At 53.9% G+C, this 21997-nt stretch carries 24 protein-coding genes; 16 read left to right on the forward strand and 8 right to left on the reverse strand.

Translation table 11 applies throughout. From position 1 onward, the window contains the following. Window positions 1-72 precede the first annotated feature (72 nt). From ACN0UH_RS10455 to ACN0UH_RS10475, 5 genes are all read right to left on the reverse strand, one after another. A complete protein-coding gene (locus ACN0UH_RS10455; RefSeq protein ID WP_417661979.1) occupies window positions 73-684 on the reverse strand; it encodes a class I SAM-dependent methyltransferase in 612 nt (203 codons plus the stop codon). A gap of 19 nt (window positions 685-703) precedes the next feature. Beyond that, complete coding sequence (locus ACN0UH_RS10460) at window positions 704-1054, reverse strand: DUF5629 family protein (RefSeq protein WP_417661980.1); 351 nt, start codon at window positions 1052-1054, stop codon at window positions 704-706. Window positions 1055-1071: 17 nt separating this feature from the next. After that, on the reverse strand, window positions 1072-1713 hold the full coding sequence (locus ACN0UH_RS10465) for an oxidoreductase (protein WP_417661981.1): 642 nt from the start codon (window positions 1711-1713) through the stop codon (window positions 1072-1074). Window positions 1714-1829: 116 nt separating this feature from the next. Continuing rightward, complete coding sequence (locus ACN0UH_RS10470) at window positions 1830-3536, reverse strand: C13 family peptidase (protein WP_417661982.1); 1707 nt, start codon at window positions 3534-3536, stop codon at window positions 1830-1832. Window positions 3537-3670: 134 nt separating this feature from the next. Beyond that, window positions 3671-4126, reverse strand: coding sequence for a MaoC family dehydratase (locus tag ACN0UH_RS10475; RefSeq protein WP_417661983.1), 456 nt, complete (start codon window positions 4124-4126; stop codon window positions 3671-3673). Window positions 4127-4356: 230 nt separating this feature from the next. Between ACN0UH_RS10475 and ACN0UH_RS10480 the strand changes: the two genes are divergently transcribed. The 3 genes from ACN0UH_RS10480 to ACN0UH_RS10490 are packed head-to-tail and all read left to right on the forward strand — an operon-like array spanning window position 4357 to window position 6033. Then, window positions 4357-4719: a CidA/LrgA family protein gene (locus ACN0UH_RS10480; RefSeq protein WP_417661984.1), complete on the forward strand. Its 363-nt coding sequence runs from the start codon at window positions 4357-4359 to the stop codon at window positions 4717-4719. Continuing rightward, the gene (locus tag ACN0UH_RS10485; protein ID WP_417661985.1) at window positions 4716-5432 is read left to right on the forward strand and encodes an LrgB family protein; all 717 of its coding nucleotides are present in this window, start codon (window positions 4716-4718) and stop codon (window positions 5430-5432) included. The genes ACN0UH_RS10480 and ACN0UH_RS10485 overlap by 4 nt, the downstream gene beginning before the upstream one ends. Before the next feature lie 10 nt (window positions 5433-5442). Further along, on the forward strand, window positions 5443-6033 hold the full coding sequence (locus ACN0UH_RS10490) for an LON peptidase substrate-binding domain-containing protein (protein ID WP_417661986.1): 591 nt from the start codon (window positions 5443-5445) through the stop codon (window positions 6031-6033). 53 nt (window positions 6034-6086) lie between these two features. On the opposite strand, the gene ACN0UH_RS10495 is transcribed toward ACN0UH_RS10490, so the two are convergent. Continuing rightward, entirely contained in the window at window positions 6087-7403 is a 1317-nt protein-coding gene (locus tag ACN0UH_RS10495; protein ID WP_417661987.1) for a bifunctional DedA family/phosphatase PAP2 family protein, read from the reverse strand. Next, complete coding sequence (locus tag ACN0UH_RS10500) at window positions 7400-8116, reverse strand: DNA-3-methyladenine glycosylase (protein ID WP_417661988.1); 717 nt, start codon at window positions 8114-8116, stop codon at window positions 7400-7402. The genes ACN0UH_RS10495 and ACN0UH_RS10500 overlap by 4 nt, the downstream gene beginning before the upstream one ends. A gap of 64 nt (window positions 8117-8180) precedes the next feature. On the opposite strand from ACN0UH_RS10500, the gene ACN0UH_RS10505 reads away from it, so the two are divergent. Continuing rightward, the gene (locus ACN0UH_RS10505) at window positions 8181-9029 is read left to right on the forward strand and encodes a class I SAM-dependent methyltransferase (RefSeq protein WP_417661989.1); all 849 of its coding nucleotides are present in this window, start codon (window positions 8181-8183) and stop codon (window positions 9027-9029) included. On the opposite strand, the gene ACN0UH_RS10510 is transcribed toward ACN0UH_RS10505, so the two are convergent. Then, window positions 8962-10257, reverse strand: a complete 1296-nt coding sequence (locus ACN0UH_RS10510; protein ID WP_417661990.1) for an alpha/beta fold hydrolase — start codon at window positions 10255-10257, stop codon at window positions 8962-8964. The genes ACN0UH_RS10505 and ACN0UH_RS10510 overlap by 68 nt on opposite strands. 332 nt (window positions 10258-10589) lie before the next feature. Between ACN0UH_RS10510 and ACN0UH_RS10515 the strand changes: the two genes are divergently transcribed. The 12 genes from ACN0UH_RS10515 to lipA all read left to right on the forward strand — a co-directional run bounded on the left by ACN0UH_RS10515 (window position 10590) and on the right by lipA (window position 21919). Further along, a complete protein-coding gene (locus ACN0UH_RS10515; protein WP_417661991.1) occupies window positions 10590-11858 on the forward strand; it encodes a glutamate-5-semialdehyde dehydrogenase in 1269 nt (422 codons plus the stop codon). Next, window positions 11851-12495: a nicotinate-nucleotide adenylyltransferase gene (gene nadD, locus ACN0UH_RS10520; RefSeq protein ID WP_417661992.1), complete on the forward strand. Its 645-nt coding sequence runs from the start codon at window positions 11851-11853 to the stop codon at window positions 12493-12495. The genes ACN0UH_RS10515 and nadD overlap by 8 nt, the downstream gene beginning before the upstream one ends. Before the next feature lie 183 nt (window positions 12496-12678). Then, window positions 12679-13050 (forward strand): ribosome silencing factor, encoded by a 372-nt coding sequence (rsfS, locus tag ACN0UH_RS10525; protein ID WP_417662129.1) that lies wholly within the window; start codon window positions 12679-12681, stop codon window positions 13048-13050. A gap of 12 nt (window positions 13051-13062) precedes the next feature. Continuing rightward, window positions 13063-13530, forward strand: coding sequence for a 23S rRNA (pseudouridine(1915)-N(3))-methyltransferase RlmH (gene rlmH / locus ACN0UH_RS10530; RefSeq protein WP_087515608.1), 468 nt, complete (start codon window positions 13063-13065; stop codon window positions 13528-13530). Between the two features lie 12 nt (window positions 13531-13542). Continuing rightward, on the forward strand, window positions 13543-15432 hold the full coding sequence (gene mrdA / locus ACN0UH_RS10535; protein ID WP_417661993.1) for a penicillin-binding protein 2: 1890 nt from the start codon (window positions 13543-13545) through the stop codon (window positions 15430-15432). A gap of 38 nt (window positions 15433-15470) precedes the next feature. After that, a complete protein-coding gene (gene rodA, locus ACN0UH_RS10540; protein WP_417662130.1) occupies window positions 15471-16574 on the forward strand; it encodes a rod shape-determining protein RodA in 1104 nt (367 codons plus the stop codon). A 17-nt stretch (window positions 16575-16591) separates the two neighbouring features. Beyond that, window positions 16592-17602: a lytic murein transglycosylase B gene (mltB, locus tag ACN0UH_RS10545; protein WP_417662131.1), complete on the forward strand. Its 1011-nt coding sequence runs from the start codon at window positions 16592-16594 to the stop codon at window positions 17600-17602. Then, entirely contained in the window at window positions 17602-18606 is a 1005-nt protein-coding gene (locus tag ACN0UH_RS10550) for a septal ring lytic transglycosylase RlpA family protein (protein WP_417661994.1), read from the forward strand. Before mltB ends, ACN0UH_RS10550 begins: the two co-directional genes overlap by 1 nt. Window positions 18607-18737: 131 nt before the next feature. Beyond that, complete coding sequence (locus tag ACN0UH_RS10555; protein ID WP_417661995.1) at window positions 18738-19898, forward strand: D-alanyl-D-alanine carboxypeptidase family protein; 1161 nt, start codon at window positions 18738-18740, stop codon at window positions 19896-19898. Between the two features lie 121 nt (window positions 19899-20019). Continuing rightward, window positions 20020-20301, forward strand: a complete 282-nt coding sequence (locus tag ACN0UH_RS10560) for a DUF493 domain-containing protein (protein ID WP_417661996.1) — start codon at window positions 20020-20022, stop codon at window positions 20299-20301. Next, complete coding sequence (gene lipB, locus ACN0UH_RS10565) at window positions 20301-20948, forward strand: lipoyl(octanoyl) transferase LipB (protein WP_417661997.1); 648 nt, start codon at window positions 20301-20303, stop codon at window positions 20946-20948. Before ACN0UH_RS10560 ends, lipB begins: the two co-directional genes overlap by 1 nt. After that, window positions 20948-21919: a lipoyl synthase gene (gene lipA, locus ACN0UH_RS10570; RefSeq protein WP_339490156.1), complete on the forward strand. Its 972-nt coding sequence runs from the start codon at window positions 20948-20950 to the stop codon at window positions 21917-21919. Before lipB ends, lipA begins: the two co-directional genes overlap by 1 nt. Window positions 21920-21997 lie beyond the last annotated feature (78 nt).

Raw genomic sequence — 21997 nt, forward strand, 5'->3', positions numbered from 1 at the left:
TGGCTTCCAGTACTTTGATTTTAGGTTGCAACAATTTACTGGCTGAACTGTTGCAGTTGTTCTTTCGGGGTGTTAGTCAGCCCAGCCAGAATAGACGTAAGTCATGGCTTTGGGGCCCTGCAAATAACCCGTGTCCAGTTCGCGAACGGTAAAGCCTCCGGCTTGAATCAGTGCTGGTATGTCGCGATTCAGATGGCAGCCGCCAGCCAGTGGCTTCCAAATGGGTGTCAGCCTGTTCTGCCAGCGTACCACCGCTGCGTCAGGCGCGAGGCCATGTTCGCAAAACAGCAGTCGTCCCTGAGGTTTGAGTACCCGGCGCATCTCTTTTAAAGCGGCAACGGCATCGACAATCGTGCATAAGGTGAAGGTGCAAACGATGCTGTCGAAGCTGGCGTCCTCGGCTTTGATCTGGCCGAGTTCGAGGGCGATCATTTCTACTGCAATACTGGTCTTCGCGGCGCGTTCGCGCGCGAGTTTTTGCATCTGTGCCGAAGGGTCAACGCCAATCACTGCGCTGACCTTGTTCGGGTCATAAAACTCGAGGTTAAGGCCCGTGCCGATGCCGATTTCAAGCACTCTGCCACAGGCTTGCGGGACAATTTTCGAGCGGGCCTTCATGACTTCGCCCATGCCGCAGGCAAAATCGATTAAACGAGGCAATACAACGCGTTCATACAGGTTCATCGGTGCGCCTCGTGACCGGTCAGGCCTGGTCTTCTGGCTCGTCGCTCTCATCGTTGTTGCCACTGATGGCGGCAAAGCATTTCAGGCTATGGGATTGTTCAGGCCCGGCGAGAGTCCAGCATTCGTTGCTGCTGTCGTAGCTGGCGGCGCTTATTTGGCCCAAAGTGAACTGCCAATGGCGGCGGTCACGGCCGTCGATGCACTCCATGCTTAGCAGCGGCTTGGCTTGGCTGTCGTTGCCAGCCGAACCAGCGCTGACTTGCGCAAGCAGTTCTTTGTCGAGGCTGAATTGCCAAGCATAAAGGCCGTCGATTTCAAGCATGTCGGCATCAACCAAGGCCTCAATCAGACTGTTGTGAGTAGTGCTCATAATCAGCTTACCTCGGGTTAGCGGCCTAATCGGCGCAGTTGGTCCGACTCGATAATACGAGTGCCATCATCTTCCTCAAGCGCCAGTCGCCATAAGGCGCGCGCCAGAACGGTGGCTTCAATACCGTGATATTTACCCGGGAGTAAGCGTGACAGCGGGGTCATCAAACGCTCACCTAGGCGGAACTCGGCACGTGGGCCAATCAGCAGAGAAGGGCGGGCGATGGTCAGTTGCGGCCAACCTTGTTGCTTCAGCGCCTCTTCGGCCTGGCCTTTGACTTGATTGTAAAACACTGATGAGTTTGCATCTGCGCCGAGCGCACTGACCACCAGCAAGTGGCGCGCCCCCAGGTCACGTGCGCGCTGGGCGAATGCTAAAACTAAATCGTGATCTACCGCGCGGAAAGCTTCTTTCGAGCCTGCCTGCTTGATCGTTGTGCCCAGGCAGCAAAAGGCGGTATCGACCTGGCCGCTGAGTTGCGGCAATACATCCAGTAACTCGCCAACTGGGTTTTCTAAGTGAGCGTGTTCTGCCAGTGCCCGGCGGGTTGGAGCGAGAAGCCTTTTGACGGTTGGCTCATTGAGCAGTCTGTCGAGTAAATGTTCGCCAGTAAGGCCCGTCGCGCCGGCAAGCAAGATGTGTTGAGGGGTCAAATACATAGTCGTTGTTTCTCCGCTGATACATATCAGCTTATCAGGCCGTGGCGAACTAATGCGGGATACGCAAAAAATCTGCATCTAGTTATTATTTTGTCGGTGGATCATATGCAAGTGACTTAGCTGCCTTTTATCATCAAAGCGCGTTTTGCCTGCTCAGCACGCAGCGCTCGCCAGTGTTTGATAACGTGTTCGGGAGCCCAGATTTGCGGCTCTGATGGGGCAAAGCCTTGTTCCTTTTCGCGTTGACTGACTTCTGTTCTGGCTTGTTTGAATGCTCGTTCAAGGTCATCTGTCTGGCTCAGTGCATTGGCAAACAATGCACGGCCAAAGTAGGTGAAGTCGTTGTCGTCGGAGCAACCAAAAGATACGCGATCGGCGCGTGACGCCGTCATCAGCATGGTTTGCTGGTTTTTCAGTTCAGGGATGAAGCCGCCGGAGTAGCAGGCCGAAATGACGATGATTTTGTCGCGCGCGGCCAAGGGTTTGAGTAGTGAGGCCAGCTCGCTGGCCGGTAAGTCAGCGAACTGGATTCGTGGTACATCCAGATTCAGTTCGTGATTGCGCGAGCCATGGCTGGTCAAGTAGATGAACACCACGTCTTCTGGCCCTGTGCGCTGAGCAATGCCTTCGACGGCGCGGCGGATGCTTTCGCGCGTCGCCATTGGACGGTCATCAAGGTGATCACGATGGTTGATCAGCTTTATGGTGCCGCGTGCGGAATAGCGTTGTTGCAGCAGGTTGTTGACGAAGTCTGCCTCACGCATAAATACGCTTTGTTTGCCGTCCCCCGCGACCGTCAGCGCGTAAATTTCCTGGGAAGGGGTTGATTCAGGTAGCGCGTCAATTGCGCTTTGCAGCAGATGCCCTTGCTCAAGCAAGCCAACTTCAAGCGGGTCCGGCAGGGCTTGGCCTTGATCATCGCGAATCAATTGGCTGTTTAGCCAGATGCCCGATGTTTTGCTGCCGTCAGCTTGAGTGAAGGTGCCTTGGCCAGTGTATTCGCCGTAGATGAAGCGCCCTTCGTATGTGCTGCCGTCGGCTTGGCTTAAACGGCCCTGGCCGTTGTATGACCAATCACTGAACTGCCCAAGATAATGGCTGCCGTCGGCCCCTTTGAACTCTCCGTCGCCACTCAATGCACCGTCTTGGAATTCGCCGCTCCAGACATCGCCCGCAGCGTTTTGATAACGGCCGTTGCCCGTAAACTGATCGTCAATGAAATCGCCGGTATAGAGGTCACCTTCGCTGCTTTTAAAGCTGCCGGGGCCATTGAGCAAGCCATTGTTGAAGACACCGCTGAATTGGTTGCCGTACGCATCGGTGTACACACCTTGGCCATTTGCTTGGCCGGCGCGAAACTGGCCGTTGTAGCTGCTCTTGTCCGTGTTCTCGAGCGCGCCTAAGCCGCTGAACTGTCCTTGTTTGAACTGGCCACGGTACACTGTTGCGGTGTTTTTCAGGATGCCTTCGCCCGCGTACAAACCTTCGTCAAAGCCGCCTTCATACTGGCTGCCGTCTGAATGAGTCAGTTTGCCCCGTCCATGATAAAGGCCGCGCTTGAACTCCCCGACGTAGTGCTCGCCGTTATTCCTGCGCAGTTCACCTGCACCGCTCATCTGCCCGTCTTTAAAATTGCCTTGATACCAGCCGCCGCCGACAAAATCGAGACGTCCGTCTCCTTGCAGCAAGCCGTCGATAACCTGGCCGCGGTATTGTGAACCGTCAGGCAAGGTAGCATTTGCAGGTAGCAGCGACTCTCCCTCACCGCAGGCGGTCAAGGCCAGTCCGAGCGCTATAGTTGCCACCTTGACGAAACAGCGCATATGAAACATCCCCATAAATACAGAGTTGAAGTATGCAACAAAGCAAGGTGTCAGGAGGGGCAGGTTTTGCTGGGGGCGTCAGGGCTGGAACGATGGCGACAGGAGCACGCAACCTGCCGCCATCAACGCTCAGGTTATACGAAGCACAGCGTCAGTATTTCGGAGACATATGCAGGTTTGTCAGAGCCTTCGATTTCAAGAACGGCACTGACTTTGAGCAGCCACTGGCCTGGGTTCTTCTCAGTGGCATCAAGTAGTTTGGCAACCAAACGAACCTTGGAATCGACTTTAACCGGCTGGATAAAGCGTACGCTGTCGAAGCCATAGTTGATGGCCATTTTCAGGCCTTCAGGAACAATCATGATGTCTTCCATCAACATCGGGATCAGCGATAGAGACAGGAATCCATGGGCGATGGTTGAGCCAAATGGAGTGTGCTTGGCTTTCTCTGGGTCTACGTGGATAAATTGATGGTCACCCGTGCAGTTTGCGAACTCATTGATACGCTGCTGATCAATGGTCAACCATTGCGACCGACCAAGTTCTTTACCGATGAAGCTCTTTAGCTCTTCAATTTTCACCTGCGGCATATTCCCTCCTTGGGGAGACCGGTTTTGTTTTTTTATGTGTGGCTTAGATCACCATGACCCGCTGGCAGGGTCAAGGACGATGTTGCTTTTTGAATAGTGGGTTATAGCCCAGCCCATAGGCAGCCTATAATGGCCTTATCTACCGAGGTGTGATTCGCACCTCTAATACCTGATGCGTGCGCGGATTGTTCAATGCGTCGTCACGCTCACTATTCTTGTGGAGATTCACAATGCTGCTGCGCGGCCTTTCCTGGCTGGTGCTGTGCCAACTATTGGGTACAGCACTGAACGTTCTATTTTTCCCGATTTTGCCGGGGCCGATTATTGGCATGATGTTGCTGTTTATCTTTTTACTGTTTCGTGGCGAGGTTGATGCGCCGTTGCGCGAAGCCGCGAGCAGCTTGCTTAAATATCTCCCACTGATTCTCGTACCGCCCGCTGTGGGGGTAATGGCGTACGCCACTGATATTGCTGCGGATTTCTGGGCAGTGGTGGGTGCCTTGGTACTGTCGTTGGTGCTTTCGCTGATCTTCGCAGGTTGGTTGATGCAGAAATTGATCAACCGTCAAATGCGCAAGCAGGGTGATGTATGACGCTGGACTGGTTAGCGGCATGGCAAGCAGTCACCCATCATCCGCTGTTTGGCATAGGCATCACGCTAGGCGCTTATCAGTTGGCGATGGTTGGTTATGAGAAAACCCGCTTGGTCTTCTTGCAGCCGGTATTGGTGTCGATGGTTATCGTCATCGCCGTACTGCTTGTTTGTGGTCTGAGCTATGCCGAGTACAAGCTTAGTGTTGAATCAATGACTTTATTCCTCGGTCCAACCACTGTTGCCCTGGCGGTGCCGTTGTTTTTGAATTTGCGCCGAATCCGCCAGTTATTTTGGCCAACGGTGGTGACTTTGTTGTTGGGTGGTTTGGTTGCCACTTGTTTAGGGATTGGCATTGCGTGGTTGTTTGGGGCTGAGCCGTTGATGTTGATGAGTATCGCGCCAAAATCGGTAACATCGCCGATTGCTATGCTGGTGGCCGATCAAATTGGCGGTATTGCTGCGTTGGCGGCAGTATTTGTAATGCTGACAGGTGTGGTGGGCGCCATTCTTGGGCCATCACTATTGCGCTTGTTTGGCGTGCGCCACCAGGCTGCGGTTGGACTGGCATTGGGCATCACCGCGCATGCGGTCGGTACATCGCGAGCAATGCAAGAAAGCGAAGAGTGTGGCGCGTTTGCTGCATTGGCGATGAGTTTGATGGGCATGTTGACGGCGGTGCTACTGCCGTTGGCTATTGTGTTACTGAGGTGAGGAGGCTGCTGTGCACCTGCCATTGTTTCCGTTAAATACGGTGTTGTTCCCTGGCTGTTTGTTGGATTTACAAATTTTTGAAGCGCGCTATCTCGATATGATCAGCCGCTGCATGAAGCAGGGCGAAGGCTTTGGTGTGGTGTGCATCATTGAAGGTCATGAAACCGGCGAAGCGGCCGGGCAGTTTTCGGCCATAGGCTGTGAGGCCCTAGTTCGCGATTTCCAACAGCAACCGAACGGTTTACTCGGTATTCGTGTTCAAGGCGGGCGTCGTTTCCGTGTTGAGCGTGCGCTGCGACTGGCCGATCAACTGACCATGGCCGACATCACATGGTTGGATGAGGCGCCTGAACAGCCATTGCTGGAAGAGCACGCCGACCTCAATGCCTTGTTGCATGCGCTGGCGGTGCACCCCATGGTCGAGGCATTGGGCATGGAAGGCCAGGCAAATGGTCAGGCTGATCTGGCCAATCAGTTGGCTTATTTATTGCCGCTTGAGGCAGAGCAGAAAATTCAACTGTTGGGAATCGATCAGCCACTGGAGCGACTCGCGTTGTTACAAGAAGTGCTTGATCAACTGCAAGATGAACTCAACGGCTAAATACCGCTTTTGACGACTCTCAACAGCTGTGTCACGCATAAGGTATGGACGTTTTAGTAACGGTACTGCAGGACATTGCTTGAAAACTGCCATATTGAAATGCCCGCCAACAAGGCAGTACAGGCCGGCAGAATCAACCACCAGGCTTTCAGTGACATGGCTGCCAGTGGCCGTTTACTTTGAGTCGCTGCCAGGCTTGCGGCGCAGAGTGTGCTCGCCAATAACGCGCCTCCAATGATATCGGTTGGCCAATGTACGCCGAGATATACCCGTGAGCAGGCGATCATGAGCGCCGGTATGCAGGCCATGATTAGCCAGGTCAAACGCAGTCGTGCCGGTTGTCCGCGTCCGGCGAGGACACCGAGGACTAAAAAGAATGCAAAGGCGGCGGAGCTGTGACCACTTGGAAAACTAAAACTGCTAAGAGGCTCGGCCAGCACATCAGGCCGCTGACGGGCAAACATCAGCTTCAGTGCATGATTGCTAAAGGCGGTGCCGAGCAGTGTCATCGCGCTGAATAATGCTGAGCGCCATTGCTTGGCTGCTATCAATAACAAACATAGCAGTGCGCCGACCGCTAGCTGGGTGGTGAAGTCACCTAAATGGGTGACGCTCTGGGCAAAGAGGTCCGCATGGCTGCTGCGCTGTTCTTGAATCAGCGCCATTAAGCCTTGATCCAGTTCAGTCAAATGTGGCCAGCCAATGAACATGGCGATTAATGCAATGAGCCCGACGCCTGCGGTGTAAAGGCTTGCGTGGCGTTGGTCGCGTAAGTTGCTTTGCGCCGCAACCAGTAGAAATAGAGCAATGGCTGATGCAACAATTGCCGCCTCCGACCAGAAGCCAGAGGGTAAAGGCAGGCGCAGCGCCGCACCTGTGGCCCAGCCGGGCAGTATATAGGCGACCGCCCAGCCAGCCGCCGCGACCAGACTGACCACAATAAAGCGTGGCAGTGGCATGTTCAGCATTCCGGCAATCATGGGCAGCATTGGTCGCAGCGGCCCGATGAAGCGACCCACCAGCAAACTGGCTATGCCGTAACGTTGAAAGTAATTCTCTGCGTGGGTAAGCCAATGCGCTTTCTGTCGCAAACCGGGCAGGCGGCGGATATCTTCATGGAAAAAACGGCCAAGTGCATATGACAATGCATCACCAAGTAGGCCACCACAGTAGGCCAGTAACAAAGTCTCGCCGAGACTCAAGGACGAACTGCCCGCTAGCGCTGATACTGCGAACAGTAAAAACGTTCCAGGGACGATCAATCCAACAATCGCCAAGCATTCGGTCAACGCTATCAACAGTACGGCCGCGGCCAACCACTGCGGATTGCTGGATAACCAGTTGGTAAAGGGTTCAATCCATTGGCTCATCGGTGTGCATCCAGGCGATCAAGTCGATAAAAATCACGGCCTTCTAGCTGCCCGCGGCGCAGAGGATTGCGCGTGCAGTACTGTGTATGGGCCGCGTCTACAAAGCGATAAGGCAACTGTTCATCCCGGCCATGAGGAATGCCAAGACGGGTTGTTTGAATAATCTGCTGTGGGTAGTCGCCAATATCCTCGACAAATAATCGCAGCGGGTCAAAGCGTTGTGCATCCCAGTCAGGGACTTTCAGGCCGAGCGCTTTACAGAGCAGAGTTTGCCCTGCACAGAGCTTCCCAAGCGCGCGCGGCAGTCCTTGGTTATCTGGGTTATTGCGCTGCATGCGCTGTAGGCTTGGCTCTCCAGACATCTTATCCAGCCAAGGGAAACCAGATTTAATCAAAACAGCATTTCCGGGTCCCTGGGCGCTGAAGTTCAAAGAGTCTCCACCGCGTGCGTAATACATGTAGATGTGCCCGCCATCGAGAAACAATGCGCGACGTTTCTCGGTATAGCCAAGGGAGGCGTGACTGCCTTTTTCAGCGCAGTAATAGGCTTCAGTTTCAATAATACGCGCAGACAGCCAGAGGTCGCCTTGGCGATGGCGGATAACTTTGCCAAGCAGGTCGCGGGCCAGTACTCGAGCGTCGCGATTGAAAAAATCATCGCTCAGCATCTTAGGTGGCAAACTTGCAGTACTAAAGGCGGGTTTGTCATGCATGGGCTGTCGCTGTTTGGTAGTAGGGCATAGGCTGGCTTGGATAATAACAAGACGAGCCTTAAGCATGTCTGAACGAGTTCTTCATAGCCACATAAGCCCTAGCGCGCATTTTACCGCGTATGTCTGGTATCGGCGCGGATTGTCGGATGCCGCATTTATCAGCACATTCGGGCAGTTTTCGCATGTTGTTTTACGACCTGTTATGTGGGCAAGCAGACAGTTATTTGATCTCGATCTTGAAAGCATGCTGTTGCTGCGCCATTTACAAATTGATGCAGGTTTACACCGTGCTATTGAGTCTTCTGGGGTACGTCAGGTGGTGGAAATCGCCTGCGGGCTTTCGCCACGGGGGCGCCGCTTCACTCAACGTTATCCACAGCTTCGCTATATAGAAGCAGACTTGCCGGCCATGGCTGAGCGTAAGCGTCAGTTACTGGCGGACAATGGTTGGCTCAGTGATCAGCATCAGGTCGTCTCGATCGATGTGTTTGCAGAGAGCGGCCCCAACAGTCTTGCCAGTGCATTTGCCCAACTGAACCATAATGAGCCGGTTTTGGTGATAACTGAGGGGTTGGTCAATTACTTCCCACGTAAACAGATAGAGTTATTTTGGACTCGTTTGGCCATCCAGCTAAAACCCTTCCCCGCCGCAAGCTATATCACTGATTTATACCCGGAACTGGAAGCTCACCCGCGTTACCGGCAAATCCGCTGGGGTGTCGATTTGGTTGGAAGGCTGACCCGTGGCGAGTATTACCTACATTACGCCAATGCGGACGCCATTGATGCAGGTTTTAAAACCTGTGGTTTTACTGATGTTGAGGTGGTTGACCCCAGTTTGAGGGCTACAAATTTGGGTTTGCCAATACCGAGTATGCCAGGCTTGGTGCGAGTCGTTCATGCGCATATGTGAGGGAGCGCTGGGCCTGGTGTACATGAGCTCGCCGAAGGTAGATGGCGAGTGCTTGGCTGGCAGATGCATCGCCGTGAGTGAAAATAAATGCGCTGCTCTCAGCCGATTGGTGAATAAATAGAACGTCCAGTGGTTCAAGCTCTTGGATTGACAGCTGCCAGCCACGAACGGGCAAGTTCTGAATATTCTCGGTGTGCAGCACGCCGCCAAAAAATCCCAGCTCAATAATCTCCGCTCGGCATTCGCTGCCATCAATATTTTGCAGGCGAGCTTGAGGGTGCGAAGGCGCTTTGCGTGCTTCCTGGCGACGCTCTAACTGTAAAAGTGCATGTCTCTTGACGCGCATGACGCCTGCGCACTGCGTAGGTAGCGGCATGCCGTGTAGAAAGGGTATGTAAAGCTGGCTGCAACTTGGGCGGCGCTCTATCTGTGCAAGGTGGTCTGCTTTGCGAATGATTGCGAACTCTGCGTCCGCGCAGGCTGCAGCAAAGTGAGCATGCTCCCAGGGCTGGGTGAAATGGTCGTACTCGCCGGCGAGAATCAATGTTGGGCATTGAGGGTGCGAATCAAAACCTTTGAAGTCGAGCAAGCGCTGGCTGTTTTGTTGGTAGCGCTGAATTTCTGAGTTTGATAACCGTTGTAGCTGACGCAGCATGGCCTTTTGAAAGATTGGGGATATTCCGGTTTGTTGGATGCGTAAGGGGTTTATTAAGCCGCTGATAACGCCTTGTGCAAAGACACTAATATTGCCTTGCTCCAGGGCATATAGACTTTCCTCAAGCAATAGTCGTGCGCCAGGCCTGCCGAATGCCGCGACGCCGGAAAGGAGTAAGCGGTAACACTTGGTTGGGTGGCGGCAGGCAAATAATGCGGCGAGCGCTGAGCCATAAGAAAGGCCTATCGGCATGACGGCAGGTAAATTCAGTTCGCAGATAAAACTTGCGATCAGATCAGCCAAATCTTCCAGGTTCAGCTCGCCGGCTGGCTGCAAGTTACCCCCTTGGCTGGGCAAGTCGAGCAGGATAACGGGATGATCGACTAGCAGTTCGCTGACTTCGTGACTGAACGAGCGGAAACTCTGAAATGCCCCGCCAATTAATAAGACAGGTTGGCGTGGGTCATCACTGTAGGTTGAGTAAGCCAAGTAATGCAGGCGCCAAGGGCCGATCATCAGCGTCTCATGACTGTTATTCAGTTGCGTCGGGTTGTAGTCGGTTTGATAGCGCATAGATCAATGGCTCCGACGGTAATCCGTCTCTCTTCAGCCCTTGCCTTGTCAGACGAATATGTCTGAGCGTTTTATGAGCTTTAAGAAGCAAGGGCTTTTCTATGTAGGCTGTTTTGAACATAAACAGATGCCTTTCTTTTGGTTACCTATCCTTAGAACTGTCTATCGGGCAGCGGCCTGCGTTGGCCGTGGCAAGGGTAAATAACGCCTGTCGCAGCTGTTACTGTGAAAAAAACGTAGCAACCGGGTCGCCTTCCGCCCGGCACCGCTGTGCGTGAAGCCTTCTGCTCGCTATAATCAGCCGCTTTCCTTGTTGCCTGGCTACCGAGACCATGACTGAGTCCGTGCTCGACTATATGACCCGCCTGGGCCGTGCTGCCCGTGAGGCTTCGCGCGTGATAGCGCGTGCCAGCACTGCACAGAAGAACTGCGCCTTGCTGGCAGCCGCGTCTGCGCTGGATGCTGCGCGTACTGAATTGACCGAGGCGAACGACAAAGACCTCGCCGCAGGCCGTGCAAATGGTCTTGAACCGGCGATGCTGGACCGTTTGGCGCTGACGCCGGCACGTATCGACGCAATGATTGAAGGTTTGCGTCAGGTCGCAACATTGGCCGATCCAGTCGGCGCTATTCGCGATATGAGCTACCGTCCGTCGGGTATTCAGGTCGGCAAGATGCGTGTGCCACTTGGGGTGGTCGGTATCATTTATGAGTCTCGGCCCAATGTGACCATTGATGCAGCGAGCCTGTGTCTTAAATCCGGCAACGCGACTATTTTGCGCGGTGGCTCCGAAGCGATTCACTCCAATCGGGCCGTCGCTGCATGTATCCAGCGTGGTCTGGCTGCGGCAGACTTGCCTGCCGCGGTGGTGCAAGTGGTCGAAACCACTGACCGTGCTGCGGTTGGCGCGCTGATTACCATGCCCGAGTTTGTTGATGTGATTGTGCCGCGTGGTGGAAAAGGGCTTATCGAGCGGGTTAGCCGTGATGCGCGCGTACCGGTGATCAAGCACCTTGATGGTGTTTGTCACGTGTACGTTGATGCCTTGGCCGAGCTACCAAAGGCGCAGAAAATTGCCCTCAATGCCAAAACCTACCGTTATGGCATCTGCGGCGCGATGGAGACCTTGTTGGTCCACCAATCGGTTGCGGCTGATTTCCTGCCGGCAATGGCTGCCCTGTTCGTTGAGAAAGGTGTGGAGTTACGTGGCTGTGAACGTACGCGTGAGCTGATCGCGATTAATCCTGCGACGGATGAGGACTGGGCAACCGAATATTTGGCTGCGATCCTGTCGATCCGTATCGTTGATGATCTCGATCAGGCAATTGAGCACATTAATCATTATGGCTCGCACCATACCGATTCGATCGTGACTGAACATCAGGGTAACGCCCGGCGCTTTATGGCCGAAGTTGACTCCAGCTCAGTGATGCTCAATACCCCAACCTGTTTCGCGGATGGCTTCGAGTATGGCCTCGGCGCGGAGATTGGTATTTCCACTGATAAGCTACATGCGCGCGGACCAGTCGGCCTTGAAGGCCTGACTTGCGAGAAGTATGTAGTGGTCGGCGATGGTCAGTTGCGCGGACAGAATGCCTAAACGCATTGGCCTATTTGGCGGCACCTTTGATCCGGTGCACATTGGCCATTTACGCGGCGCGGTAGAAGTTGCCGAGTTTATGGTTCTTGATGAGCTGCGTCTGATACCGAGTGCGCGGCCGCCACACAGAGATACGCCGCATGTTTCTGCCCAGGACCGTTTGGCGATGGTTGAGCGTGCAGTAGCAGGCGTTGCGCCGTTAGTGGTTGATGACCGCGAACTTAAGCGCAATAAGCCGTCCTATAGCATCGATACTTTAGAATCGCTGCGGGCAGAATTGGCAGCGGATGATCAGTTGTATTTGTTACTGGGCTGGGATGCCTTTTGCGGGCTGCCAAGCTGGCACCGTTGGGATGAGTTATTGCTGCATTGCCATATTTTGGTGCTGCAGCGTCCCGATGCTGACAGTGAAGCGCCAGAGGCGCTGCGCGATTTGTTAGCTGCGCGCAGTGTCAGTGATCCACATGCGATGGCCGGTGCATGTGGGCAGATTTCCTTTGTGTGGCAAACGCCGATGGCGGTGTCTGCAACACAAATCCGCGGGCTCTTGCATAGCGGAAAATCGGTACGTTATTTGGTACCAGACACGGTACTGACATATATCCAAGCGCACGGGCTGTACCGTGCAGCGAACTGAAGAGTATGTAGATAAATTACTGCGCTACGCTATGCATCATTGAACCAGCCAGATGGGTAATCATCAGCTGAATATGCTTAGCGGGGCGTTTGATGAATATCGCGATTAATGGCGAGTTTTAGCAGCAGTAGTTTGCAAACTCTGACACATGAGGCAAACGAGTTACCTATGAAGAATCAAATCATGCCGAGCGAAGACCTGGTCAAATTGGCCATCGCCGCTCTGGAAGACATCAAAGCTCAAGACATCATCACTATTGATGTGCGTGAAAAGACCAGCATCACTGACTTCATGGTGATTGCAAGTGGTACTTCCAGTCGTCACGTTAAGTCGCTGGTCGACAATGTGCTGGAAAAAGTAAAAGAGCAGGGCGTACGTCCAATCGGTAGTGAGGGGCTCGACACCGGTGAGTGGGCACTGCTTGACCTTGGCGATATCGTGGTTCATGTAATGTTGCCGACTACCCGCCAGTTTTACGACCTTGAACGACTGTGGCAGGGTGCAGAGCAGAGCCGTGCACAGCACGCGCCAGAGCAAGGCCCGGAAGCTGAGTAAGGGCGTCTAGCTGTGCGTATCAAATTGATTGCGGTCGGGTCCAAAATGCCGCGCTGGGTCGAGGATGGTTGGCAGGAATATGCCAAGCGTATGCCTTCTGAGCTGGCGCTTGAGTTGATTGAGATCCCGCTGACCACGCGAAGTAAAAATGCCGACGTAACCCGTATGATTCGCCAAGAAGGCGAAGCCATGCTGGCTAAAGTTCAGCCCGGTGAACGGATCGTCACCTTGGAAGTCGAAGGACGACCATGGAGCACCGAGCAACTCGCCCTTGAGCTGGATAAGTGGCGGCTTGATTCGCGTACAGTCAATTTGATGGTCGGTGGCCCTGAGGGGCTTGCGCCTGAAGTTCAGGCGCGTAGTGAGCAGCGCTGGTCGCTGTCGCCGCTGACTTTGCCACATCCGCTGGTACGTATCCTCATCGGCGAGCAGGTTTACCGCGCCTGGACTGTATTGTCCGGCCATCCATACCATAAGTAGCCACAGTAACCGATGCCGCAGCCGATCCGCCTAAAAGACCACGAGAAAGACGCGCGCCTGATTCGTGGGCGTGCGATCGTCGGTGCCATTGTGGTTTTTTTGTTGATCGGCGTGCTGGTGAGTCGTCTTTACTACCTGCAGGTGGTGCAGTACGAGTATCACTCGACTCTGTCTGAAAACAACCGTGTGCATGTTCAGCCGATCCCTCCAAACCGTGGGCTTATTTACGATCGAAATGGCGAGATCATCGCCGATAACCGGCCAAGCTTCAGCCTGACCCTGACCCGTGAGCGCGCGGATGATTGGGAGAAAGTGTTGGATGTTATCGTTGAAGTGCTTGAGCTTCCCGAAGAAGATCGTCAGCTCTTTGAGAAGCGCGTGCGTCAAGGGCGCAGGCCGTTCGAGCCGGTGCCGGTGCTGTTTGAGCTGACCGAAGAGCAAATCGCCAAGATTGCGATTAACCAATTCCGTTTGCCCGGCGTTGAAGTGACTGCGCAATTGGTTCGTCATTACCCGCTGCGCGAGCACTTTGCTCATTCGGTGGGCTATGTGGGGCGAATCAACGAGGCTGAGCTGAAAAAGCTCGATCCCGTTGAGTACAGTGGCTCGCACCATATCGGTAAAACGGGTATCGAGCGTTTCTACGAGTCCGATCTACATGGCAAGGTTGGTTATGAAGAAGTTGAAACCAATGCTCGTGGCCGTGTGCTGCGAGTGCTTAACCGCACCGACCCGCAACCTGGCAAAGACTTGGTTCTGACCATCGACACCAAGCTCCAAGAGGCGGCTGAAAAGGCGCTGGGTGGACGTCGCGGAGCAATTGTGGCCATTCAGGTGAAGACTGGTGAGGTGCTGGCGATGGTTAGCCAGCCGAGCTTCGATCCAAATCCGTTTGTGACTGGCATTAGCTTCAAGGCCTACGGTGAATTGCGGGACTCGATTGATCAGCCGTTGTTTAACCGTGTGCTGCGAGGGTTGTATCCGCCGGGCTCGACGGTTAAGCCGATGATGGCAATTGCAGGTCTTGATGCCGGTGTTGTTACTCCGACTTCAAAAGTGTATGACCCAGGCTTTTACCAATTGCCTAACAACACTCATAAATATCGCAACTGGAACCGTTATGGTGATGGTTCGGTAAACCTCGACACCGCTCTGATGCGCTCGAATGACACCTATTTCTACGACCTGGCGCATAAGCTGGGCATTGACCGTATGCACGATTACATGTCCAGGTTTGGGCTGGGGCGGCGTGTTTCGCTGGATATGTTCGAGGAAACCGCAGGGCTGATGCCTTCACGTGAATGGAAGCGTGGGCGCTATCGTCAATCCTGGTATCCGGGTGAAACGCTAATTCTCGGTATCGGTCAGGGCTACATGCAAACCACCCCGCTGCAGCTGGCGCAAGCGACTACGTTAGTGGCCAGTCGCGGAAAATGGATTCGTCCGCATTTGGCTAAAACCGTGGGTGGAGTGGCGCCAGTAGACGAAAACCCTATCCCCAATATTGTGCTTAAAGACCCTAAATACTGGGATTATGCGCGTCACGGCATGGAAATGGTTATGCATGGCGCGCGCGGTACTGCACGTAAAGTTGGTAACGCGGCCGCCTACCGAATTGCCGGTAAGAGTGGTACTGCGCAGGTTGTTGCAATCAAGCAAGGCGAGCGTTACGACCGCAGCAAGATTCGTGAACGACACCGTGACCACGCCTTGTTCGTAGGTTTTGCTCCGGCTGAAGATCCTGAAATTGCAGTCTCGGTGATGGTCGAGAACGGTGAGTCGGGCTCCGGGGTTGCGGCGCCAGTGCTTAAAGCTGTAATGGATGCTTGGTTGCTCGATGACAATGGCGTGCTCAAGGCTGAGTACGCTCCTCCCGTTAAAGAACAGGTGCAGGACCAATGAGCAATAGCTTTGACCGTACCCTGTCCAGCGAAGATGTGCTGCGCCGCAGGGCAAGCCTGCTCCAGCGTTTGCATATTGACGGTATCTTGTTGTTGCTGCTGCTAACCCTGGCTGCTGGCAGCTTGTTTATCTTGTACTCAGCCAGTGGCAAAGATGTCGATCTTCTGATGAAACAGGCCAGCTCATTTGGTATTGGCCTGGTCGGCATGATCATCATTGCCCAGTTTGAGCCGCGTTTTATGGCGCGCTGGGTGCCACTTGCCTACGTCGCTGGCGTCGGTCTGTTGGTGGTGGTCGATGTCATGGGTCACAACGCAATGGGCGCAACACGCTGGATCAATATTCCAGGGGTCATTCGCTTTCAGCCGTCGGAGTTCATGAAGATCATCATGCCCGCGACTATTGCCTGGTATCTGTCGAAACGCGCCTTGCCGCCGCGTCTGAAACATATTGTGGTGAGTCTGGCGCTGATTGGCGTGCCCGTGAGCCTTATCCTTATACAGCCAGATTTGGGCACATCGTTGTTGGTGGTCACTTCTGGTGCGTTTGTGCTGTTTATGGCGGGTTTGCAGTGGCGCTGGATCATTGGTGCTGTGGCTGCATTGGTTCCTGTTGCAGTTGGCATGTGGTTTTTTGTCATGCATCAGTACCAAAAACAACGGGTATTGACCTTTCTTAGCCCTGAGACAGATCCGCTCGGCAGTGGCTGGAATATTATCCAGTCGAAAGCAGCGATTGGTTCTGGGGGCGTGTTGGGTAAGGGCTGGTTGTTGGGCACGCAGTCGCACTTGGACTTTTTGCCGGAAAGCCACACGGACTTTATCATCGCGGTTCTGGCTGAAGAGTTCGGTTTGGTTGGCGTATGTATATTGCTGTTCGTCTATTTGTTGTTGATCAGTCGTGGGTTAGTGATAACCGTGCAAGCGCAGACGCTGTTCGGTAAGCTCTTGGCCGGGTCAATAACGATGACGTTTTTCGTTTACGTGTTCGTCAATATCGGCATGGTTAGCGGTTTGCTGCCTGTCGTTGGGGTTCCTTTGCCATTCATTAGCTATGGCGGAACTTCGCTGATCACGTTGTTGTCAGGGTTTGGAGTTTTGATGTCGATCCACACACACCGTAAGTGGATCGCTCAGGTTTAATTGGGGTTATGAATTCAATGCAAAATCTGCGTGGCTGGGCCGTAAGACAAGCACATTGGTTAGGACTTGCCACTGCGCTCGGATGGGTTCAGCAAGCCAGCGCAGGTGATTATTCTGAATCACCTGAAGTTGCCTCGTTTATCACTGAAATGACCCGTGATTACGGGTTTGCCGATGAGCAGTTAGTCGACTTGTTTGGTGAGGTTGAGCGCAAACAGTCGATTATCGATGCTATTTCGCGTCCGGCAGAGCGGGTTAAGCAGTGGAAAGACTACCGTCCAATTTTTATTACCGACTCGCGTATCGCTCGCGGCGTGGATTTTTGGCGTCAGCATGAAGCCGCTTTGGCGCGTGCGGAAAAAGAATACGGTGTTCCGGCTCAGTATATTGTCGCAATTATCGGCGTTGAGACCTTTTACGGCGGCAATACCGGCAGCTATCGAGTGCTTGATGCATTGTCGACTCTGGCATTTGATTACCCGCCACGTGCGCCATTTTTCCGCAAGGAATTGCGTGAGTTCCTGATGCTGTCTCGTGAGGAGCAGGTTGATCCAATTACCCTTAAGGGCTCTTACGCTGGCGCTATGGGGCTGCCGCAATTTATGCCGAGCAGCTTCCGTGCTTATGCGGTGGACTTCGACGGAGATGGCCACATCAATATCTGGAGCAATCCAGATGATGCCATCGGCAGTGTGGCTAGCTATTTCAAGCGTCATGGTTGGTTGGCAGGTGAGCCGGTTGTCAGCCGCGCTAGCGTTTCTGGGGATAAAGTTGATCAAGGTTTGACTGAAGGTCTCGAGCCAGTAAAAAATATTAACCAGTTAAATGAGCTAGGCTGGAGCATCACCGATAAGCTCGATGGCGAAATGCCGGTGACGGCTTTTCGTTTTAAGGGTGTTGATGGCGACGAGTATTGGTTAGGCTTGCCCAACTTTTACGTGATTACACGTTACAATCGCAGCAGCATGTATGCGATGGCGGTCACACAACTGGCTGAATTGATAGTCGAAGCGCGGGGAACCCATTGATGTCGAGCTTGCCACTCAGACTCGTTACGCTTGGCGCCATTACCTTGGCGTTGGCAAGCTGCTCGTCTAATAAACAGCCTGTGGTTAAACCTGTTGCTTCCCAGCCTGCCGGCATTAGCGGTCCCAGTGACTTTGCTCGCCCGCATCGTGATGGCGCGCCATGGTGGGATGTCGATGTCTCGCTGATTCGCGATGCAGTACCGACGCCTCACACCGGTGCTTACAAAGCCAGCCCGTACACCGTACTGGGCACTAAGTATTTTCCTATCTCCGATGGTAGTAGCTACCGTGCTACGGGCTTGGCGTCTTGGTATGGCACCAAGTTTCATGGCCAGGCGACTGCCAACGGTGAAACCTATGATCTTTATGGCATGACCGCCGCGCATAAAACCTTGCCGCTGCCGAGTTATGTCAAAGTAACCAATCTGGAAAACGGCAAAACCGCAATTTTGCGGGTCAATGACCGTGGCCCGTTCTACTCCGATCGAATTATCGATCTGTCATTTGCTGCCGCTAAAAAGCTTGGCTATGCCGAGAAAGGTACTGCGCGTGTCAAAGTTGAAGGCATTGACCCTCAACAGTGGTGGGCAAAGCAGGGCAAGACTGCGCCAATGGTGCTAGCTCAACCCAAGACGGCGACGCCCGCCAAAACGCAGATGCAGGCCATGGCTGAGCCGGTTGAGCAGTACGTGCCGCCTGCGAGCCAGCACGCCGCCCCCGTATTGCCGGTGCAAGTTGACTCAAAAAAAAACGCTTCACTCGCAGCCTCTGGCCTGTATCTCCAAGTGGGAGCCTTCGCCAATCCGGACGCTGCGGAGCTTCTCAAGGACAAGTTGAGCGGGACAGTCACTGCCCCGGTGTTCATCAGCTCAGTGGTGCAGAATCAACGAACTCTGCACCGCGTTCGAGTCGGTCCGATCAGCAATCAGGGCGAGGCTGAGCAAATGCAAGAAAGTGTTCGCCTGGCCAATTTAGGCAAGCCCACAATGGTCCGGGCGAACTGAATTGGCTAAACGCAGTCACTTAATCAGCCCATTAGCTAAGCAGCATGTTGTCGCAACCGCTCTGAGTTGCGACAGCTATTCATAATTTGCCCATTCGGGCATGTTCCACCATCAGCTACTTCGAGAGACGGATGAATATCACCAGCTTTGCGCAACGCGTTTCATTGTCACTTTTGCTACTCGCTGCGCCAGCCGCATGGGCCCAGCAAATGGCTACACCTGCGCCACCTCAGTTGGCGGCTAAATCCTATGTTTTGATGGATGCAGCGACTGGCCAGGTGTTGGTTGAGAATGAAGGTGATCAGCGTCTGCCCCCAGCAAGTTTGACCAAGCTGATGACTGCCTACATCGCCACCCTGGAGATCAAGAAAGGCCAGGTGAGTGAAGACGATATGGTCACCATCAGCGAGCACGCCTGGCGCACCGGTGGTTCGCGGATGTTCGTCCAGGTCAATACTCAGGTATCGCTGAGTGATCTGCTGCACGGCATCATCATTCAGTCAGGCAATGACGCCAGCGTCGCTGTTGCCGAGCACATCGCCGGTAGCGAAGATGCATTTGCCGACATGATGAACAACACCGCGAAAGAGCTGGGTCTGACTAACAGCCATTTCATGAATGCGACTGGGCTGCCTAACCCGGACCACTACTCGTCAGCGCACGACATGGCCAAGCTGGCTCGTGACATCATTTATGTCGACCCGGCTCACTACGCCATTTATTCGCAGAAAGAATTTCTCTGGAACAATATCAAACAGCCAAACCGTAACCTACTGTTGTGGCGCGACAAGACCGTTGATGGCCTGAAAACCGGTCATACCGAAGAGGCTGGTTATTGCCTGGTAGCATCGGCCGTACGTGACGGTATGCGTTTGATTGCCGTTGTTTTTGGTACCAATAGCGAGCAGGCCCGCGCTGCTGAAACGCAAAAGCTGCTGACTTACGGTTTCCGCTTCTTTGAAACTCGCACCTTCTACAAGAAAGGTGCGGAGCTTGCACAAACTGCCGTGTGGAAAGGTGCTGATCATCAGGTCAAAGCCGGTTTGGCAGATGACCTGACCTTGACCTTGCCAAGAGGCCAGGTCGACAAGTTGCAAGCCAGCATGACCATGGCGCCGCAGTTGATTGCACCGATCAAGCAAGGTGACGTCGTCGGTAAAGTTGAAGTCAAACTGGACGATAAAGTGGTTCACACTGCCGACCTGATTGCACTTGAACCGGTTGAAGAGGGTGGTTTCTTCCGCCGTGTGTGGGATAGCATTCGCCTGTTCTTCTACGGCTTGTTTAACTGATAACTTGCTTGGCGCCTCTAAATGGCGTTGCCTAGTTTGCAATTTAGGTATTTAGAGGAGTCTAATACGCCCCCTATCCGGGGCGTAATACTTATGGACGGGCCAAAAGCCTGCTAATGCCATGACTGATACTGATGATGTAAAAGCGCCAAAGATTGAGTTTCCTTGCGAACGCTACCCAATCAAAGTGATTGGCGATGCGGGCGAAGGCTTTGCTGATCTGGTGATTGAGGTTATTCAGCGCCATGCGCCTGAGTTGGATGCTGGAACTCTGGTCACCCGTGACAGTAGCAATGGGCGTTATCTTTCTGTGCAAGTGCTGATTACCGCAACCGGTGTCGAGCAGTTGCAAGCCATCCATGTTGATTTGCGAGCAACTGGCCGCGTCCACATGGTGCTGTGATGAGCCTGATTGGCTTTCGCGAGTTAGGCCGAGTTGCTTACGAGCCAACCTGGCATGCCATGCAGCGATTTACCGACAGTCGCGGTCCTGAAACCCCTGACGAAATCTGGCTGCTGGAACACCCACCGGTGTTTACTCAAGGACAGGCGGGTAAAGCGGAACACGTACTATTTCCGGGGGATATCCCGGTGGTACAGGTGGATCGAGGTGGTCAGGTGACCTACCACGGCCCCGGCCAGTTAATTGCGTATCTCATGCTTGATGTACGTCGCTCCAAACTCGGTGTACGTGATTTAGTCACGCGCATTGAGCAAAGCCTGTTGGCCTTGCTGGCCAGCTATGGCGTTGCGGCGTACACCAAGAGCGATGCCCCAGGCGTGTATGTGGGGGATGCGAAAATTGCTTCGCTCGGCCTGCGTATCCGTAATGGTCGCTCGTTCCATGGGCTGGCCCTGAATACCGACATGGATTTGTCACCCTTCCAGCGCATTAACCCATGTGGCTATGCGGGAATGGCAATGACTCAACTGGCTGATCTAGTTGATACGCCAATAGAATTTTCCGAGGTTAGTGCCCGGCTGCGTGACCAGCTCGTCAAACACCTCGACTACGCTGAACAGAAGACCCTTGCGGGCGGAATTGACTGATGAGCACTGTGGAAACAGCCGGCAAACCGGCCAAGGTTGAAGTAGGCGTTAAGCTGCGTGGCGCAGAGAAAATGGCGCGCATCCCGGTAAAGATTATCCCGACTGATGAGCTGCCAAAAAAACCTGACTGGATTCGTGTCCGAATTCCGATTTCACCTGAAGTTGATCGCATCAAGCAACTGCTACGCAAGCACAAGCTGCACAGCGTGTGTGAAGAGGCGTCATGCCCAAACCTGGGTGAATGTTTCTCCGGTGGTACAGCAACCTTTATGATCATGGGTGACATCTGCACCCGTCGCTGCCCGTTCTGCGACGTTGGTCATGGTCGTCCGAAGCCTCTGGATACTGATGAACCAACCAATTTGGCCGTGGCTATCGCGGACTTGAAATTGAAGTACGTGGTGATCACCTCGGTTGACCGGGATGACCTGCGCGACGGCGGGGCTCAGCACTTTGTTGATTGCCTGCGTGAAATTCGCAAGCTGTCGCCCAATGTTCAGTTGGAAACACTGGTGCCTGATTACCGTGGACGCATGGATGTTGCCTTGGCGATTACTGCCAATGAGCCGCCTGACGTATTCAACCATAACCTTGAGACTGTGCCGCGTCTGTACAAGGCTGCTCGTCCGGGCTCCGACTTTGAGTGGTCATTGGACCTGCTGCAAAAGTTCAAGGAGCTGGTACCTGGCGTGCCAACCAAGTCGGGCTTGATGCTGGGTTTGGGTGAGACCGATGAAGAAGTCATCGAAGTGATGAAGCGCATGCGCGAGCACGATGTCGACATGTTGACCCTGGGCCAATACTTGCAGCCATCGCGTAACCACTTGGCGGTGCAGCGTTTCGTGCATCCAGACGTATTTGCCTGGTTTGCCGAAGAAGGCCTGAAGATGGGCTTCAAAAACGTCGCCTCTGGCCCGCTGGTGCGCTCTTCTTACCATGCGGATCAACAAGCGCACGCTGCCAAGGCCTAAGACGGTTTGGAGCGTCAGGGCGGCTATCTGGCCGCTCAGCTGAAACAGCTATTGCTGCATGCAAGAAAAAGGCGACCC

Origin of the sequence: Pseudomonas sp. (assembly GCF_048265905.1) — a bacterium.
Taxonomy (GTDB): domain Bacteria; phylum Pseudomonadota; class Gammaproteobacteria; order Pseudomonadales; family Pseudomonadaceae; genus Aquipseudomonas.

Excerpts from the sequence above, each read along its gene's own strand:
- ACN0UH_RS10455 (WP_417661979.1), bottom strand. The coding sequence starts at position 684 with ATGAACCTGTATGAACGCGTTGTATTGCCTCGTTTAATCGATTTTGCC.
- ACN0UH_RS10460 (WP_417661980.1), bottom strand. The coding sequence starts at position 1,054 with ATGAGCACTACTCACAACAGTCTGATTGAGGCCTTGGTTGATGCCGAC.
- ACN0UH_RS10465 (WP_417661981.1), bottom strand. The coding sequence starts at position 1,713 with ATGTATTTGACCCCTCAACACATCTTGCTTGCCGGCGCGACGGGCCTT.
- ACN0UH_RS10470 (WP_417661982.1), bottom strand. The coding sequence starts at position 3,536 with ATGCGCTGTTTCGTCAAGGTGGCAACTATAGCGCTCGGACTGGCCTTG.
- ACN0UH_RS10475 (WP_417661983.1), bottom strand. The coding sequence starts at position 4,126 with ATGCCGCAGGTGAAAATTGAAGAGCTAAAGAGCTTCATCGGTAAAGAA.
- ACN0UH_RS10480 (WP_417661984.1), top strand. The coding sequence starts at position 4,357 with ATGCTGCTGCGCGGCCTTTCCTGGCTGGTGCTGTGCCAACTATTGGGT.
- ACN0UH_RS10485 (WP_417661985.1), top strand. The coding sequence starts at position 4,716 with ATGACGCTGGACTGGTTAGCGGCATGGCAAGCAGTCACCCATCATCCG.
- ACN0UH_RS10495 (WP_417661987.1), bottom strand. The coding sequence starts at position 7,403 with ATGAGCCAATGGATTGAACCCTTTACCAACTGGTTATCCAGCAATCCG.
- ACN0UH_RS10500 (WP_417661988.1), bottom strand. The coding sequence starts at position 8,116 with ATGCATGACAAACCCGCCTTTAGTACTGCAAGTTTGCCACCTAAGATG.
- ACN0UH_RS10505 (WP_417661989.1), top strand. The coding sequence starts at position 8,181 with ATGTCTGAACGAGTTCTTCATAGCCACATAAGCCCTAGCGCGCATTTT.
- ACN0UH_RS10510 (WP_417661990.1), bottom strand. The coding sequence starts at position 10,257 with ATGCGCTATCAAACCGACTACAACCCGACGCAACTGAATAACAGTCAT.
- ACN0UH_RS10515 (WP_417661991.1), top strand. The coding sequence starts at position 10,590 with ATGACTGAGTCCGTGCTCGACTATATGACCCGCCTGGGCCGTGCTGCC.
- nadD (WP_417661992.1), top strand. The coding sequence starts at position 11,851 with ATGCCTAAACGCATTGGCCTATTTGGCGGCACCTTTGATCCGGTGCAC.
- rsfS (WP_417662129.1), top strand. The coding sequence starts at position 12,679 with ATGCCGAGCGAAGACCTGGTCAAATTGGCCATCGCCGCTCTGGAAGAC.
- mrdA (WP_417661993.1), top strand. The coding sequence starts at position 13,543 with ATGCCGCAGCCGATCCGCCTAAAAGACCACGAGAAAGACGCGCGCCTG.
- mltB (WP_417662131.1), top strand. The coding sequence starts at position 16,592 with ATGCAAAATCTGCGTGGCTGGGCCGTAAGACAAGCACATTGGTTAGGA.
- ACN0UH_RS10550 (WP_417661994.1), top strand. The coding sequence starts at position 17,602 with ATGTCGAGCTTGCCACTCAGACTCGTTACGCTTGGCGCCATTACCTTG.
- ACN0UH_RS10555 (WP_417661995.1), top strand. The coding sequence starts at position 18,738 with ATGAATATCACCAGCTTTGCGCAACGCGTTTCATTGTCACTTTTGCTA.
- ACN0UH_RS10560 (WP_417661996.1), top strand. The coding sequence starts at position 20,020 with ATGACTGATACTGATGATGTAAAAGCGCCAAAGATTGAGTTTCCTTGC.
- lipB (WP_417661997.1), top strand. The coding sequence starts at position 20,301 with ATGAGCCTGATTGGCTTTCGCGAGTTAGGCCGAGTTGCTTACGAGCCA.
- lipA (WP_339490156.1), top strand. The coding sequence starts at position 20,948 with ATGAGCACTGTGGAAACAGCCGGCAAACCGGCCAAGGTTGAAGTAGGC.